The organism is Maridesulfovibrio sp., from assembly GCF_963666665.1.
Lineage (GTDB): Bacteria > Desulfobacterota > Desulfovibrionia > Desulfovibrionales > Desulfovibrionaceae > Maridesulfovibrio.
Map to the genome: position 1 here is coordinate 1,431,603 of NZ_OY762999.1, position 17,239 is coordinate 1,448,841.

A 17,239-nucleotide genomic window follows, 5' to 3' on the forward strand; every position below is an offset into this window, starting at 1 on the left:
ACAATCACTAATAAAATCAGCCCATAGACATGAATCTTTACCGTCCAGTTTAAGTACAAAATAACCCCTATTGACAAGACTCAGAATCAAGATATTTTACAAATAATGCTTAAATAGCAACAGATATTTACTCAACTATTTGCATAGGAGGTCAAATGGGCAGAGAATCAAAAATTTTAAAATCAACTTTCTGGATTACTTTATTAACTACCTTGCTTTACGCAGCTCCAGCCCTTGCCTCAAATGGAACTCTGAATGGGCTAAATCCCACTGACCAACAAGTATACGACGACGCCCTTACCTTACTTTTCAAAACCTTCATCCTCGCAACTTTCATAGAAGTCTCCTTCACCACTCTCTTTGACTGGCGGTTCTTTATAAAACACACCTACAATAAAGGTTGGAAAACCCCCATCATCGTCATCACCCTGTTTATTTTCTGCAAATCAGCAGAGCTGGACATAGTCCAAAAGCTCATCAACATCCTCTTTGGCAATGGACATTCTGTTAACGCTAATATTGATTTCTTCCTAACCTCCATGCTCTTGGCCGGAGGAAGTGGCAGCATGAACACCCTATTCAAAAAGCTTAAATTACGGGACCCGAAACAACGGGAAAATCGCTTCCTTGAAGCACAAGAAGAAGACAATCTAAAAAGTGAGAACGAACGATTGAAGGAAGAGATTCGCCAACTCAAAGGTGAAACAGAAGCAACGTCAGACTTACCCGAAGGAGGTGCATAATGATAATGGATACCGCAACAATAATTATCTTCGCCATACGAGCCTCTATTAAGATCGGAGAGGCCGGGTACAAGAGTTATGTGGATATTACCCGTAACCGGGAATTGGTGTTGCCGCTGCCTGATTTGCATAATGAAATGAATGAAGGAGATGCCTGGCTGTTTTTCTTTGAAAACGAATCTTGTGAAGGGGCTCAATTTGCAAGGAAAATCGAAGGCAGCCAGACAAAACCATGGCCGAAGGTAGTTGCTCTGGCTAAAAAACTTAACATCATGACTGATGACGAAAGGACTGAACTAGTAAGTTTAGCTATCAAAGCTAAGATACAGCTCATGGCTTGGAAAGGAGAAGGGAATAGCCAGGAAAATGGTTACGATCCCGGCAACGGTAAAGCAATTGCGGCACTATACGCTGTAGAAGGATGGGAAAACGGCACCTCAAAAGCAACGTCAATCCAAAGTGTTGCAGGAGCATTAATCGAAGTAGGAATTGACTTCCTGCAATTAAATCCAAAACTATTCAACATTAATACGACAGAAGGAAAGCTGATAAAATCTTTTATCAATGAACTCGACGAAATCGAGTTCGCCACTGAATCTTTAGACAAACTGCCTATTTTATTATTTACCGCGACACTAGAATCTGTCGGTGCAAACCCTGAAATTTTCGGGAATAATACCAACGTACATGTCTTAATCGGAAATTCAGCCAAGAAAGTTGCGACGCTAGTCAGCGAAAGAAATGAAAAAATTAATGAAGACAGCAGCCTTTCCGAAACGGAAAAAAGAAAACAACGTTATAAAATGGAAGCTTGGGGTGAACTGATTTTCCGAGGAGTACTTGATGCCGCAGGACATACTGCGATTTCAGACCCAGGCAACTATTTAGGGATACAAGGAGAAGGCAGCCAATTGCTTGCCCGCAAGGTCGGCGAGGACGTACTGGATTTGATGATTGGCGATGACAGCATTAAGTTCAAGCCCGTCTTTAGTCAGGCGGGAGCTGAAAGACTTACCAGAACAGCTCTTGATGTAGTCAGCAAGCATCCAAAATTAATCACGCAAACAGACGATAAAATTAACGGTTTACTCTCTGAAATTGCAGCGGGGCTGGCAGGCACTAAGATGCCTATGTTTGATGATGCAATGGTCCCGGAAGTTGCACGCATAATATTGGAAAAAACAGGTGAGAATCTAGACCTGATTTGGCCGAAAGGACAGCGTTCACCCCAAGAAAACGTACTCTTCATTGCTACGCAGGCAACGATTAAAGCTCTCAGTGACAGTAGCTCCGAATATCAATACTGGAGACCGGACTTCACCCACTCTGAAATGCTCATGGTAATCGAAACTGTCTGCGATGAAATCAAGGGCAACCCTTCTTGGATCACCGGGGATAATTCAAACTACAACACTGCCTTGAATCTGGCTTTAACTCAAACAATTACCTGCCTGAAAACGCATAAAGCTTATATATCAGCAGAGACTTCTGCAAAAATAATCGCAGAAGTAATCAAAGGCATCGGCCTGCGGCAAGAGTTACTTAAAATTACGACGACCCCAGTAAAACAAACTACTATTGATGCAGCAATTGATGCGATCATTTTCTCGATATTCAAATGTGATGAAGAACATATCAAATGGCGCATATGTCGAGATGAAGTTCTTCAAGAAATAGTACAGATTCTAATCTCTGAACTGGCTAAATCCAATGCCTCTCAGGACGCGGTTAACGCCTTGAAAGATGTTATTAACTCCTTCATCGCGGACATCAAGGATGGCAGTGAAATCAATTTCGCAACACTAAGAACTAAAGCGAACGAAAAGCTTCAAGCTCTGACATAAGGAGATAGTCATGATGAACACTTGTAGACGCATAAAACTAATCGTTTTCTTATTAATAGTTTTCGTCTCGTTATGCGGATGCAAAACTATAAATAAACTTAGAACAGCTCAAGATACTTTTAATGAAGCGGCATCACTAGACAACCAATCCAGTCAAGTTTCATACTACAACAATGTAACACCAAGTGAAGTTTCTGCGGCCCCTATTGCTCCTCAAGACAAGTCCAAACTTTTATACCATGAAACCTTGGAAATTTTGGACACCATAGATGACTCTGGAAAAACAACATTAAAAAAGAACAAACTGTATGGAAATTACCTGATCCTTAAAGGATTAAGCTATTGGAAGCTTGATAAGAACGCAGAAGCAACCGCAGTTGTAGCTGAAGCGGAGAAGGAAACGGACAATCTGATTGACCGTGACAAAAAGCTATTTGAGATCATGCCAAGTTTAATAGCTTTAAATGAAGCCAAACCATATTATGTTAAATCGACCAAACATCTTGACGAGAACTGCTTTAACATTAAACGGATTACCGAAATCATAACAGACGAAGAGATAGAACCATTCGACAAGATTTTGAATGACAGAAATGAAAATAGTAATTTAAGATTGTATGTAGCCCAATGCAAGTTACTCGCTTACTTCTATCAACATAAAGGTTACAGATTCGCTGCAAGTAATAAAAATTCAACATGCGCGGCAACATATATCAATAGATTCAATGCAGCGGATTCAGCAGCAAAACAAACAATAAAAGAGTTAGAAACTATTATAAAAGACATCTCTAACGCCAAAGGTATTGTACCAAAGTGGAAACATAAATTTAATTTTAAATAAAACTAATAAAGCTCCCCGCCCTTCAAACCGAAAGGCGGGGAGCTTTATTTAGAATCGCCCCAGAAAACAATCAACGTTGCGAAAATATTAAAACGCCTGCTACCACTCAACCTTTTTTACCCGTGCTTCACCGCGATCTGCAGTGCGCTGATACTTAACAGCAGGATTACCGAAAAGCATGGCATAGCCGAGTTCGTGGTCTTCAGGAATACCGAGCCCTTCTTTCAAATCCGGAAGGACGGACTCGATTACACGCTTGAGTATACCATTCCAGAGAGTTCCAATTTTCATAGATTGGGCCATTAGTTCAAAATAGGAGAGGAAAATCGCCATATCCGCGGCCCGGCTGGGAGCACTCTGCGGAGCAGAGACAACAATAAAATGCGGAGCATCACGGAAAATCACATCAACATTGTTTTCCTTCATCTGCTGACAGGCCATCTTGAACAGATTCGCCACGTACGGAATCTCGGAAACACCCTTTTCAAGGGCACCTTCAAGACGAGTATAAACTGCGTCACGAAATCTCTTTACCGAATCAGGATCATCCATAAGAGTGATATGCACACAGCGGGAGTTGATACCTGTGGGAGCATGCCATGCAACATTAAGCAGCTTCTGAATTCTTTCAGGCTCCAACGGTTCCGGCTTATATGCGCGAACTGAACGGCGTCCTTTGATCAGGGCTGCAAGCGCATCTTCATCGGCAAGATTACCTTTTAGAGGAGTGCAGGATTCAGGTTTAATACCGAATATTGATATTGCCCCAGTTGGACAGACCGTAAGGCAGTGCTGACATTTAAAACATCTTTGTTCATCTGTAATCTTAGGATACTCATCCAGCTCAATAATCCCGGGAAAGCAATCCTGTGCGCAAAGACCGCATTTAATGCAAAGCTCTTCATTAACCATGAAATTCAACATATCTACTCCACAGGTTTTAACTGTGAGCCGTCCTAAAATAGATTGACGGTTAATTGGTTTACTACAGGGCTGTGGGGGTACCCCCACAGCCCTGTTTATGTATTTGGTTCGGTGTTTTCATTTTCAAACTAAGATGAGGACGTTCAGAATTATATATTTCAATAGACTCTTTTACGAGTGAATTTAACTCATCAAAGCTAGTGCATTTAACCACCAAAAATTCTTGTTTTAAAATTCCATTTATACGTTCAGCTAACGCATTTTGGTAACAATCATACCCATCTGTCATAGATGGGACCATTTCGGCTTTCTTGAGTTTGTTTTGATAAATGGACGATGCGTACTGCAATCCACGATCTGAATGGTGGATTGTTTTGTTTCGCGTTTTTCGGTTTTTGATAGCCATATCTAAAGCTTTAGTGGTCCCTTCGGCACTAAGATCAGAACTCAAATTGTGACCTACAATTTTTCTGCTAAAAGAGTCTGTGATTAGTGATAGATAGTATGTTTTATTTAACGTTTTTACGTAAGTTATATCACTAACAAAGACTTCTTCTGAATACTGAGGCTTAAACTCCTTCAATAAATTAGGATGTTTTTTGAGCCAATGCTTTGAATTTGTAGTTTTTGTGTAATTTTTTCTTGTTTTTATCAGTAAATGCTCTCTGCGCAATAATGCGAAAAAAGCATCCCGCCCAAGCTTGATTCCACGAGCTACAAATTTCTCACGCAATAAAAAATAAAGCTTACGCGTTCCCAGCCGAGGCATTCTGGCCCGCAGACTCAAAACAAGTTTCTTTACTTCTTGGAACTGTTTTTCCCGTACCTTATGGCGTTTTTCAGCCTGATATATCGATTGCCGACTCACCCCGAGCTGTCTACAGCAAGCAGATAAACTTATTTGCTTTGTTTCCTGAAGACCTCGTGCAGCTCGGGGGTAAGTTTTTTTCTTATGGAAGTACCCAGTTCTCTGTCAGAAATATCAATCATTTCGTTGAGAAGCATAGTTTTGATCTTCTCTTCCTGAAGCTCTTTTTCAAGACGCTTAATCTTTTGTGCTGGAGTCTCTTTGGATTTTGGCATTCTTTTCTGATGTACCATTGGCTTGCTCCAGTCAAGGCTGCCATGTTTACGAAGCCACTTTAAAACAGTGCTGCGACCTTGGATTCCATAGGCCCTTTGGGCCTGCTTGTAGGTCATTTCACCCTTTTCAACTAATGCCACAACGGACAATTTAAAGCCCATTGTGTAGTCCCGCTGAGTACGCTTTACTCTTTGAGTTTCTTCCTTTTTCATAAAATAGGTCCTTTGGGTGTAAACCTATTTCAGGACGGGACACTGTTTATATTTAGAAAGCCGGAATAATTCCCATCCGCCCTTTCATCGCAGACAAATGAATCGGCTGATTTTCAACAGTAGGTTGAGGATAGTCATCTTTCAAAGAAACCCCTTTAGTCCAAATGCTTATTATCTCAGCCATGACAAAGGAAGATTCATTTAAATCGACGGTTTCATAAATCCTGCATTCAAGAGAAAGCGGAGCAACCTCCAGCATGGGAGCACCATCAGATTCTCCATAAAAACTGACACAACGTCCGTCACAACACTTATTCTTATCAGACAAGGAAGTTGTCAAACCTAAACAATCCAAAACGTTACCTGAAAAAATATTCAGGCTGAATTTTGCATCATCCATAATTCGAGCGTGCAATTCACTGCCTTTTTCAATTTCAATTGCAACAAGAGACAGCTTACTGTTAATGCGTGGTTTCGCAACCAGCGGGAGGTAATCAGGGCGTCCATCCACATGGCCGCCAAGTAGAGTATGAGCAATTCCCATTTTAACTCACCAATTATTCCATAAATCTTTTACCGATGTTAAATCCATGGCCAAGAATGTCTCCAATACCCCGATATTCACGGCTGTTAGGATCAAAAATGAAAGGGTTAACCATGTTGATCACAGGCTTACCTTTCTCATCAAGAACACTCTCGTCAGCCTTGATGCCTACAATTTCACCAACGAACTGGGTATGCAGACCGAGCTCTACTGTTTCGACAACCTTGCACTCAAAAATGAAAGGGAACTCTTCTACGTATGGAGCATCAACTACATCGGAGCGAACCGGGGTCAGGCCGGAAGCAGCAAATTTATCCACATCCCTGCCGCTGGCCATTCCAAAGTAGTCTGCTTCGGAAACATGCTCAACGGAAGGAATGGAAACAGTATATGCACCGCGCTCCATGATTGAACCGTAGGTGTAAGTAGCTTTACGCAGCGAAACGGTCAGCATGGGCGGGGAAGAACAGCAGATACCGCCCCAAGCAATGGTCATCACATTCGGCTTATCATTTTTATCATAACTGCCTACGCACCAGACCGGAGTCGGCATAGCAATGGTATTGGGTTTAAGGGACTGTTTCACTTTATTTCTCCTTAGTTTTTAAATTAATTTACTTTTTATCAACACTCTAACTTTCTATGCAAAATATAACCACATAACTATTGCCCGACTTTCTCAAGTATAGTCCAGAATTTAATTTCAGGGCCTTTTTCAATCAATCCGACAACCGTGTCATAAACTTTACGTACAGGCTCACTATCCATGTGCATGCGATACGATGCTTGGGAACTAAAATGCCCATAAAGCAAAAATTCGGAAGGATCATCCTTATCCTGATGCAAATTGTATATAAACAAACCTTCCTGTCCGGAACATTCGCGCGCGCCCCTTTCAAGAACTTCCTTCAATTCAGCCTCATTTCCGGGCCGAGCTTTTATACGGGCAGTCAGAATAAAATTATCCCTGCAAAACATGACAATCCTTTATATAATTGGGTTAATTATTATTTAGTACGGAGAAACTTTCGAAGTCCCTCTCATCCATTTCCAATTATATAGTCAAAGACCTCATCAATCAGCATCAACAGGAATGATGAACATTCGGCATCAATATCCACGACATTTGTCGTAGTCATTTGAACCATTGGATATTTATTGATAAATCAGAATATATTTCACACAGAATTCTCACAGAACCAGTTACAGACATTACTAGTTGCCATTACTGCTATAATTGCTATTGTTCTGTTGAAATGGAGAAATGAAATGCGGTTCTACGTTAACAACATACTGAAAATTATAATTCTGTTCTGTATTGCCTCAACAATTCATAATCCACTAGCGTATGCAGAAAAAGAACCAATAATCATTACATACAATGATTACTGGCCACTTTTCAGAACTGATAAAAACGGAACAAGATCAGGTATTTTTTATGAAATTGTTTCAGAAGCTATGGACAGCATTGATATTAAAATTAGATGGGAATCGTATCCTTGGGCCAGATGTCAGAACTACATAAAAACAGGAAGAGCGGATGGCATAATGACTGTCCGGACCGTTGAGCGGTCAGAATATACTGTAACCCATCCAACGCCATTCTATAATCAACACCTTCAGATATTCACCTATCGGGATAATCCCCAAAAGGCATTCATTGATCAGGTGAAAAATCCGGAAGACATAAAAAAGACGGGCCTTTCCGTCATTACCTATGTCGGTAATGGATGGAACAAAAACAATGTTCAATCCCTTGGAATCAAAACGCATGAAGCCTCAAAACCTGACAATGTATGGCCAATGCTGGCATACAGGAGAGGTGACGTTGTAATTGAGTGGCCCGTTGCGGCATGGATAGAAATAAAAAAAATGAATCTTTCACGAAAAATAGTGCAGACAAATGGCACAGTAGGCTTCATACCCTTCCATCTACTGATCAGTAAAAAAAGCAAGTATGTCGAAGCACTGCCTAAATTCGAAAAAGCTATTCAGGCAATGACAAAGAGTGGAAGAATAGACAGCATCATTAGAAAATACATGCAAAAGGTACGGCAAGCCGAATAATCCGGCACGAAAGGACTTCATACCGGATCAAATATTCAAACCTAAAGTGATGCAATTCCTTCGCGCAAGGCGTACAGCGTGGCTTCGACACGGTTAGCCAGATGCAGCTTGGAAAGAATGCTGGTCATGTGAGTGCGAACAGTTGCTTCACTGACAAACATTTCCTCGGCAATAGCCTTGTTGCTCTTGCCTTTGGATACCAGTTTGAGGGTATCCAGCTCACGGGGGGTAAGCGGATCAGGAGTAGGAGTTTCAGACTCTTCTCCCGGCTGGGAAAGTTCTGATAGCACCTTGCGAGCAATATCAGGGGCAAGTGAAGGCTCGCCGCGATGTACACGTCGAATGGCTTCCAGCAATTCATCCGGAGTGGAATCCTTGAGCAGATAGCCCATGGCTCCCGCCTTGATAGCGGGGAAAAGCTTATCGTCTGTGGCAAAGCTGGTCAGGGCAATTATCCGCCCCGGAAGCTTACGGTCCCGGATCTCGCGAATAGCCTGAATACCGTCCATAACAGGCATAAGCATATCCATAAGAATAATATCCGGAGAAAGTTCAGCGGTCATTTCAACGGCTTCCTGACCGTTGGCCGCCTCGCCGACAACCTTGATATCATCAAAACTACCCAGAAAACTGCGCACACCGATACGAACGATATCGTGGTCATCAACCAGCAAAACTTTAATCACATCACTCATCTCCGCCTCCAGTCCCTTCTACATCAAAAACTTTTACAGTCAGCACAGTGCCCTTTCCGGGTTCGCTGTCAATATCAAGATGGGCATTAATACGCTCGACCCGTTCACGAATTCCGCGCAGCCCCATACCGCCCGTAGGCAATGTTGCAATATCAAATCCCTGACCATCATCAATTATCTGAACAACAGTCTTGCCCTCAGCAAAATCAACATTCACAGTAACAGATTCTGCCTTGGAATGCTTGGTAGAATTATTCAAGGCCTCTATGGCAATACGGAAAAGCTCTTCCTCTACGCGTAGAGGCAAGCGCCTTTCGTCCCCTTCTACAAAAAGATCGGCCCCTAGACCCGAACGGATTTCAACAGAATTCAACCGGGCCTGAATAGCCCCAACCAGCCCTTCGCTTTCCAATTCCGGCGGATGAAGGTCAAAAATAAGGGAACGCATATCGCGCATGCCCTGCTGGGCCATTCCCTGCAAAGCCTTGAGCTGCTCAATAGCCGCATCCCTCTTGCCTGATTCAAGGGAACGTACAGCAGCATCGGAGCAAAAAGTAATCGCGTAAAGAGCCTGAGTCACGGAATCGTGCAGCTCACGGGCCAAACGCTGACGCTCACCCTGCACGACCAGCTTTTCACTCTGCTCGAACATACGGCTGTTGCGTAATGCAAGAACAGCCTGAGCCGCAAACATTTCCATAATGCGCTTATCATCACGATCAAACCCGCCGCTCTTATTGGAAACCATGAGCAAACCAAGCTTCTTATCCCCTTCCAGCAAAGGAACAACGATCAGTGTCCGAAGCTTCTCACTACGCTCACCTTCAGGAACTTCACTTTGCGCATCACGAACAATAATAGTTTCCCCGGCTTGAAAAGCACTGCCGTAATAAGTGGAATCCACAGGATAAAATTCCATGGGACACTTAGGGGCACCGGAACAACAAACACAATGCAAAGAATCACCCTCAAGCAGCATCAAAACACTGCCCATTCCGTTAACAATAGTCCGTGCTTCATCAGTGATAAGACTCAGAACACTGCCATTCTTACCTTCAGGACTCTGTAAGAGGACGTTAGCAACCCGGCGCAGGCTTTCACTCTCCATAAGCTGACGCTTAGTCTGACGCGCGGCAGCGGCACTTTCAATAGCAACGGCAACGGTATTCAGAATACCGCCAATCAATTCAGTCGTGGCAGCATCGAAGGTAAATCCGGGCTTTTCAGATGAAACAAGCGCAACTCCGACCATACGATCACTGTTGGTGATGTGAAATAGAGATGCACTGCCGGAACGAACCGCCTCTGGAAGAATATCTGCAAAAGTTGAACTGGCTTTATTGGATGAACAAAAACCGTAGCTCTTGCCATCAACGCTGCTGAGGGTGCTGCCGGAAGGACATAACCTTAAACCCTGCAAAGCACTCTGGCACTCCTTGGAACCGTAACCGAATCCGGCGCAGGGAGCGAGTCCGCCTGTATCAGGATTGACCAGAAAAATAGTACAGCAGCCTTCACCCACAGTTCCGGCCAGAACCTCTGCCAGCCTGCTCAAAACTTCATCAGGATCAAGGGCACTGGTTACAGTTCGAGAAGCTTCCAGCAAAAGCTTATTGCGCACATGTTCCGCATTCAAACGGGAAAGCAGCATGCCTGAGTAGCGGTCCGTAGTCAGGGTAAGGACCTGAACATAATAATCCTCAAGCTCTGCAAGAAACTCAAGCAGATCTGCCTGCTCAGTATAAAATTCCGTTCCTGCAGCAATAAAAGCCTGCTTACCGAGCAAGGTGCCTTCTACCACATCACGAATACCCACACCGCGATCAAGCTTTATCTCTGCACAGCTATTGAAATAATTCCCCAAAGGCTCCAAATCACCGCGTATGAAACATTCGAGACTCATGCTCACGCCGTAAGCGGCAATTCTTTTGCACTCGTCCAACCCTAGCCCCGCATACCAGCGCGGCTGGTGCTCTATCATTAATTCGGCAAATCTGGTTGCTGCAAGATCAAGATTTTCCAGCAGGTATTCACCGATTTCTTTTAATTTTTCATTCTTCATATTTAATCTCCGACCGATTCCGTTTCCTCGGTCCGGCCCTGAAATTCAATTCTTAATTTATCTGATAGCATAGTCAAATGCTGAAAGAATCAGACAAATGGATGAACCCTTGATTTCCTACTTCCTTTAGGCTTTACTAGTTCACCAAAACTTAAAGTATTACTTCAAAAACTCAAAAGGGAACTCATAATGGAAAATAAAACTGTCTTAATTACCGGCGGAAACAAAGGAATCGGCCTTGAGCTGACCGAGATGTTCATCGCAGACGGAGCCAACGTAATTGTTGCGGCCCGGGATTTTTCAAACTTCAAGTACAGCCAGCATCCGCAGGTAAGAACAGAAAAATACGACTTTAGCAATGTAGCAGGAATCCCTGATTTCATTGCCGGACTGCCCGCAATCGACGTGCTGATCAACAATGCCGGAGTAATGTTCGCTACCCCGTATGACGAATATACTGCTGAAAGCGTGGATCAAGTCCTCAAGATCAATATTGAGGCTCCGGTGGCCCTGATTACCGCTGTTTCCGAATCAATGAAAGACAAAAAGTACGGTCGTATTGTGAACAACGCTTCCATTGCCGGACAAATCGGGCATCCCGATGTCTGGTATGGAATCACCAAAGCCGGAGTCATCAACATGACCAAAAGCTTTGCCAAAATCCTCGGCCCTCACGGAATCGTGATCAATGTGGTTGCTCCCGGTCCCATTGAAACCGACATGCTGCACACAATCCCCCAAGCACGCCGTGACGCAATCAAAGCCGCGGTCTACACCGGACGCTTCGGCAAACCGGAAGAAGTTGCGTCCGCCATGCACTGGCTGGCAACAGACTGCCCTGAATACATCAACGGCACCTGCATTGATATCAACAACGGTTCATTCCCCAGATAACTGAAAATCCGGGGAGGCTTAACAATCTCCCCGGAACCATTCCATCTAAATCCGAATCTTCATCAGCACCACTTCCGGTCTGGCAGTAGTGCGCAAAGGCGGCCCCCAGATTCCGACACCGCAACTGGTATAGTAACTGGTGTCCCCTCTCTGATAAGTTCCGTACTCATTCTCATAAATACGCTTCACAACCAGATTAAACGGGAACAGCTGCCCGTTATGGGTATGTCCTGAAACCTGCAGGGCAACATCATTCTGTTCGGCCTCTTCAAGCTCATGCGGAGTATGATCCATGAGAATAATCGGCAGTTTATTTCCCTTGGGGATCACGTTCTTTAACGCAGCACGGACAAGTCCTCCGCCACGAAAGTTTGCAAAGTCATTGCGTCCTACCAAGAGAAATCGGCCATCAACTACGGTGGAGCTATCGCCCAGCACTTCTATTCCCTGCTGTTCCAGCATACTCCGGGACCAACTGTTGCCGAGATAAAATTCATGATTGCCCAGAACTGCGAACTTACCCAGAGGGGCCTTAATCAGAGCAAGTTCTTCTACCGCCCCGGTCAATTCACTATCGTGATCATCCAAGACATCACCGACCATAAGCACGATATCGGGTTTCACCGAATTGACCATATTTACAACCGCAGCAACGCGGTCACGAGTCATCAGCTTTCCGGCATGCAGATCTGAAAACATCGCCACACGGTATTCTTTAGCCTCTTTGCTACCGTTAGATAGGTCAAATGCAATTTCCTTAACCGCTGGTGAGGTTGCGTTGATATACCCGCCTACTGTCATCACAATAGAAATAAGACAAAGGACTCCGAACACCTTCAACCTCGGCACCTTGATACCATTCCCGAGAAGCTTCATACCCCAGCGGATCGGCTCAAAACATAGCCCTACCGGAACCATGCAGGCGATAATAGCTGCCCAGCTATAGCCGGCACCCAGCATAAAAATCTTCAGCAGGTACGGTAAATGCTCCGGGAAAAACACTGTAATCGGCATGACAAGAGTCATCAGATCGGTAGCAGTAAGCACACCACGCCTGATTTTGAGATTATCAACCAGCAACCTGCAGATCCAAAGCCGGACGTACAGATAAAAAAGTATATAAGTAATTGTCGCTCTTACATAAAAAGACATATTAAGCCCGATAATCAGTTTTTATTGTTAGACTAAACCAACTTTATACTAAGGATGGACCGCTGTAAAAACATCAGACTTTGCTCGTAAAAATAAAAAAGGCTGCACCGGAATGGAACAGCCTTTTAAAATCAACTAATCAGCAATCTAGCCGACTAGACATCCAGCACGTCAGCCATATCGTAGAGCTTACCGGGCTTTTGCTCGGAGAGCCAGCGTGCGGCACGGAGTGCGCCCTGAGCGAAAGTTTCGCGGGAGTGTGCACGGTGGGTAACTTCAATACGTTCACCGGGTCCGAGGAAATATGCAGTATGGTCGCCCACGACGTCACCGCCGCGAACTGCCATTACGCCGAGTTCATCCTTGGTTCTTGCTCCGATGATACCGTCACGGGAATGCTTTTTAACTTCATCATAAACAAGGCCGCGAGCTTCAGCCATGCACTGAGCCAGCTTAAGTGCGGTTCCGCTAGGGGAGTCCACTTTCTTGTTATGATGAATTTCGGTCATTTCCATATCATAAGCAGGTCCGAGCATACGTACCAGTTCGGGCAAAATTTTGAGTAGTACGTTTACACCTACGCTCATGTTCGGAGCGAGGAAAACCGGAATTTTCTTAGCGAATTCTTCCACCTGTTCAATTTCTTCATTGGTCATGCCGGTGGTACCGATTACAACCGGGTTGCCGGTAACAGATGCAATCTCAAGCAGTTTCAGAGTCGCAGCAGGGGCAGTAAAGTCAACCACGACAGCACCGGGAACCTTGGTCAGCACTTCCTGAGCATCAGTACCGCAAACGCAGCCCAGAGAATCAAGCCCCTCTTCGCAGCCGGAACGTTCCATGACTGCTGCAAGTTTCAAATCATCACTCTGCTGCACGCAACGGACCAGTGTGTCGCCCATACGACCCTTCGCTCCAATAATTACTACATCAGTCATTGGGTACTCCTTGAAATTTAATTTGATGCGCTCCGCGCTTTTATTAATATGATTTAGCCTCCGGCGGCTTAAACCCTTTTGCAAAAGGGTTTAAAAATCCCAAAACCTTTTAGTTTGTCTTCGCCTCTGGCATACTTTAAAATTTGCTCTAATTATTAACTATATCCATAAACTCGGCTTCGGTCATGATCTCAACTCCCTTGGCCTTAGCGGATTCGATCTTCTTAGCTCCAACCTTACTGCCACAGACCAGAAAATCAGTCTTACCGGATACGGAAGTCTGAACTTTTGCGCCCATACGCCTTGCCATGGCCTGCATGTCTTCGCGGCTGCCCTGCTCCATTTTTCCGGTAAAAACGATGCCTTTACCTGTGATGGGGCTTTCCATGGATTCAGTTTCGGAAATCAGCGGGGTACGGCGAAGATTAAAATCAAACTCCAACATATGCAGGATGGTTTCTTTAATCGCAGCGATTCCCTCGGTCACTGAGTGACTGGTAATGTCACCAAAACCGTGCAACTCAATAAGCTGTTCCTGTTTGACATTCACGACGTCTTCAAGCTTGAAATAACCCAAAAGCTTACGGCTGTCCGCCTTGCCGAGATCGGGAATCCCGAAAGCAGCAAGAAAACGCCAGTCGTCGGTTTCCTTGGTCTTGCTAATGTACAGAGCTTCCGCAAGGTTGGTGGACTGTACCGGACCGAAACCAAGTTTCTGAAAATCATCTTCGGCCATTGTATAAACGGATTCAAGAGAATTATGCCCGGCCTTAACCAGTTTGGAGATAGTCTTCTTGCCGAACCAGTCTGCATTGCCGAGAGTCTTAAACCAGTATTCCAAACGCTGTTCCACGCGTGCCGGACAACTGAAATCAGGACATTTCAAAAAGTCATTCTGCCAGAAAAGTTCTGCACCGCAGGAAGGACATTCAGCAGGCAATTCCACATCCTGTGCGGGCTTGATCACTTCCTCAAGCTTGGGGATAACCTCGCCGCTGCGAATAATGCGAATAGTTGCACCAATGCCGATCCCCTGATCACGGAGCATGCCGGCATTATGAGCGGTAACGTTTCGGATAGTAGCCCCGGAAACAGAGACGGGCTTAACTTCCATGACCGGAGTAACCGCACCCATGCGGCCTACCTGCCAACGGATTCCTTCAACCTCAGTTACCGCAGACTCGCCCTTCTTCTTGATGGCAATCTGCCAGCGATAATGATGGGCTGTAGCGCCAAGACGCTCCTGAAGTGCGGTATCAGTTACTTCGGCCACCATGCCGTCCAGCGGATAATCAGCAGCTTCCCAGAGTTCATCGGTAATTTCCCAAACACGGCTGACCAGCTCTTCACCGTTCACAACCTTTTTAGGCAAGGTGCTGTATGGCACAAAACGTACAGCCTCATCCTGCAAAGCCTGCTTAGCGGCTTCATTCACCTTGTCTGAAGTAATGATACCAACGACCATATTCCGCGGGTGCTCAAAGTGATCGGACAAATGCTCATCAAAATATTCAAGGCTGCAAACAATCTCACCAACGCCCTGACCACGCCCGCCAACAGCAATCACGCCCTTGGCAAAAGCACTGGAAATTTCATAACCAACTTCGCCGTTACCGCGAGTAGCAAAAATTTTACCGTCATCACGTGCAGCAAGACCATCAAGCTTGGGAGTAATACGGTAGGTAACTTCCTTGATACCCATAGTTTTTGCTTCCTTTTCAACACGGGAAACAAATCGCTCAAGCTCTTCAGTTGTGTACGCTTTCTCGGTAGATAGCATAGGCTTGGGGTGACGCACCTCAACCTTTTCGCTGAAATTCTCAGGTTCTACATTGGTCAGGAAAGGGTTTTCAGGATCAAGGTCACGAAGCTGCTCAGTAAGTTCATCATAACGGGCATCACTAATAGTCGGCATACCACGGCGATATGCTTCGTTATGCCTCTCAAGAAGCGCAACTAAATCTTTAATTTCTTTATTTTTATTTTTCACGATCAACTTTATATTTTAAAAAGGAATTTTGCGAACACAAAAGCGAAGCACTAATAAAAGTTTATGATGAGTCCAGAGAAACTTTTTCCAAATAGTTTCTTACCTATAGCCGTTAGGCGAGAGCTTCCTGCTCGAGCCTTACGGATACAGAGAGCAGCGCTGGCCCTCGTAGAGCCGCCGGAGGCATTCTTAAAGAATCTTGCTAATAGCGGAGAGATCGGAAATTTTACCGACAGTGAGCAGGGTATCACCTGCTTCAATGACTTCTTTGGGGCCGGGGTTAAAGACCATTTCACCACTTCCCTTACGGATGGCAATAATAATCAGATTGAACCGGGGACGAATCTTGGATTCAATCAAATCCAGTCCTACCAGCTCGGAAGAATCGGTAACGAAAAGTTCTTCCATCTGCAAGTCGATTTTGCCACGCATGGCAATATCGAGAAAGTTTGTCACTGTAGGCCTGAGTACTGACTGGGCCATGCGGATTCCACCGATGGTATGCGGCAGGACAACGCGGTCGGCTCCTGCAAATTCAAGCCGTGAGATGCTGGCGGTATCATTACCCCGGGCAATAATATTTACTTTAACATTGGACTGTCGTGCGATCAGAGTCACATAAACATTGGCTGCTTCATCGGAGAGTGCGGCAATCAGAGTCTTGGCATTCTGCAACCCGGCCAGCTTAAGGGTTTCATCGCTGGTGGCATCTCCTTCGATACAGGCGATCCCGGCTGCTTCCATCTGAGCAATCAGCTCAGGATTGCTTTCGATTACAACAATATCAAGACCTTCATCCATGACCTCTTTGGTCACAATAGCTCCGATACGGCCATAACCGCAGACAATAATATGATTTTTGAATTTTCCGATTGTCTTCTGCATCCTGCGTCTCCCTAGAATTGCCTGCAAACGCCCTTCCACCAACAGTTGAGAAAAAGCACCGATCAAATATGCAAAACCACCCACGCCACCAAGGATCAGAATGGAAGTAAAAAGCCTGCCCTGATCGGACAAAGGCAATACTTCCATAAATCCCACAGTGGAAAGAGTGATGACAACCATGTAAAAGCTGTTCAGTAAATTCCATCCCTCAATCCACATATAGCCAACAATTCCGCTGATAAAAACAAGCGTCATATAAATGAAACCGGAGATAAGCCCCCAGAACATTCCGAAATCACGCCTTAAGCGGAGCAGCTTTACAAATAGGGATTTGGATTTCATTCCTGACAGTCCAGGTTGATTG

General features: G+C 44.8%; 16 protein-coding genes. 5 read left to right on the top strand and 11 right to left on the bottom strand.

The window, feature by feature from the left end:
* Positions 1-155 precede the first annotated feature (155 nt).
* Genes ACKU40_RS06405 through ACKU40_RS06415 form a run of 3 tightly spaced genes read left to right on the top strand, consistent with a single transcriptional unit; the run spans position 156 to position 3,428 of the window.
* A complete protein-coding gene (locus tag ACKU40_RS06405; RefSeq protein ID WP_320175685.1) occupies positions 156-743 on the top strand; it encodes a bZIP transcription factor in 588 nt (195 codons plus the stop codon).
* Positions 743-2,587 carry a hypothetical protein gene (locus ACKU40_RS06410; RefSeq protein ID WP_320175686.1) on the top strand — a complete coding sequence of 615 codons (1,845 nt, stop codon included), beginning with the start codon at positions 743-745 and terminating at the stop codon, positions 2,585-2,587. Before ACKU40_RS06405 ends, ACKU40_RS06410 begins: the two co-directional genes overlap by 1 nt.
* A 10-nt stretch (positions 2,588-2,597) precedes the next feature.
* On the top strand, positions 2,598-3,428 hold the full coding sequence (locus ACKU40_RS06415; RefSeq protein WP_320175687.1) for a hypothetical protein: 831 nt from the start codon (positions 2,598-2,600) through the stop codon (positions 3,426-3,428).
* A 99-nt stretch (positions 3,429-3,527) separates the two neighbouring features.
* Here the strand turns inward: ACKU40_RS06415 and ACKU40_RS06420 are convergent, their stop codons facing one another.
* The 5 genes from ACKU40_RS06420 to ACKU40_RS06440 form a co-directional block, all read right to left on the bottom strand.
* Positions 3,528-4,352, bottom strand: coding sequence for a nitroreductase family protein (locus ACKU40_RS06420; protein WP_320175688.1), 825 nt, complete (start codon positions 4,350-4,352; stop codon positions 3,528-3,530).
* Positions 4,353-4,413: 61 nt separating this feature from the next.
* A protein-coding gene (locus ACKU40_RS06425) for an IS3 family transposase (protein WP_320173021.1) occupies positions 4,414-5,648 on the bottom strand; the annotation gives its coding sequence in 2 pieces (ribosomal slippage) (positions 4,414-5,294 and positions 5,294-5,648; 1,236 coding nt in all).
* Positions 5,649-5,700: 52 nt separating this feature from the next.
* Entirely contained in the window at positions 5,701-6,192 is a 492-nt protein-coding gene (locus ACKU40_RS06430; RefSeq protein ID WP_320175689.1) for a flavin reductase, read from the bottom strand.
* Positions 6,193-6,205: 13 nt separating this feature from the next.
* On the bottom strand, positions 6,206-6,778 hold the full coding sequence (locus ACKU40_RS06435; protein ID WP_320175690.1) for a flavin reductase family protein: 573 nt from the start codon (positions 6,776-6,778) through the stop codon (positions 6,206-6,208).
* A 77-nt stretch (positions 6,779-6,855) separates the two neighbouring features.
* Positions 6,856-7,170, bottom strand: coding sequence for an antibiotic biosynthesis monooxygenase family protein (locus ACKU40_RS06440; protein WP_320175691.1), 315 nt, complete (start codon positions 7,168-7,170; stop codon positions 6,856-6,858).
* A 291-nt stretch (positions 7,171-7,461) separates the two neighbouring features.
* Here ACKU40_RS06440 and ACKU40_RS06445 point away from each other — a divergent pair, with 291 nt between their 5' ends.
* Positions 7,462-8,259, top strand: coding sequence for a transporter substrate-binding domain-containing protein (locus ACKU40_RS06445; protein ID WP_320175692.1), 798 nt, complete (start codon positions 7,462-7,464; stop codon positions 8,257-8,259).
* A gap of 41 nt (positions 8,260-8,300) precedes the next feature.
* On the opposite strand, the gene ACKU40_RS06450 is transcribed toward ACKU40_RS06445, so the two are convergent.
* Complete coding sequence (locus tag ACKU40_RS06450) at positions 8,301-8,954, bottom strand: response regulator transcription factor (RefSeq protein WP_320175693.1); 654 nt, start codon at positions 8,952-8,954, stop codon at positions 8,301-8,303.
* Positions 8,947-11,016 carry a GAF domain-containing sensor histidine kinase gene (locus ACKU40_RS06455; protein WP_320175694.1) on the bottom strand — a complete coding sequence of 690 codons (2,070 nt, stop codon included), beginning with the start codon at positions 11,014-11,016 and terminating at the stop codon, positions 8,947-8,949. Before ACKU40_RS06455 ends, ACKU40_RS06450 begins: the two co-directional genes overlap by 8 nt.
* A gap of 189 nt (positions 11,017-11,205) precedes the next feature.
* Between ACKU40_RS06455 and ACKU40_RS06460 the strand changes: the two genes are divergently transcribed.
* Positions 11,206-11,910, top strand: a complete 705-nt coding sequence (locus ACKU40_RS06460) for an SDR family oxidoreductase (RefSeq protein ID WP_320175695.1) — start codon at positions 11,206-11,208, stop codon at positions 11,908-11,910.
* A 45-nt stretch (positions 11,911-11,955) separates the two neighbouring features.
* Here the strand turns inward: ACKU40_RS06460 and ACKU40_RS06465 are convergent, their stop codons facing one another.
* The 4 genes from ACKU40_RS06465 to ACKU40_RS06480 form a co-directional block, all read right to left on the bottom strand.
* Positions 11,956-12,990, bottom strand: a complete 1,035-nt coding sequence (locus ACKU40_RS06465) for a metallophosphoesterase (protein ID WP_320175696.1) — start codon at positions 12,988-12,990, stop codon at positions 11,956-11,958.
* A gap of 227 nt (positions 12,991-13,217) precedes the next feature.
* Positions 13,218-14,000: a 4-hydroxy-tetrahydrodipicolinate reductase gene (dapB, locus tag ACKU40_RS06470; protein ID WP_320175697.1), complete on the bottom strand. Its 783-nt coding sequence runs from the start codon at positions 13,998-14,000 to the stop codon at positions 13,218-13,220.
* A gap of 148 nt (positions 14,001-14,148) precedes the next feature.
* Positions 14,149-15,990, bottom strand: coding sequence for a BRCT domain-containing protein (locus tag ACKU40_RS06475; RefSeq protein WP_320175698.1), 1,842 nt, complete (start codon positions 15,988-15,990; stop codon positions 14,149-14,151).
* A gap of 189 nt (positions 15,991-16,179) precedes the next feature.
* The gene (locus tag ACKU40_RS06480) at positions 16,180-17,217 is read right to left on the bottom strand and encodes a potassium channel protein (protein WP_320175699.1); all 1,038 of its coding nucleotides are present in this window, start codon (positions 17,215-17,217) and stop codon (positions 16,180-16,182) included.
* Positions 17,218-17,239 lie beyond the last annotated feature (22 nt).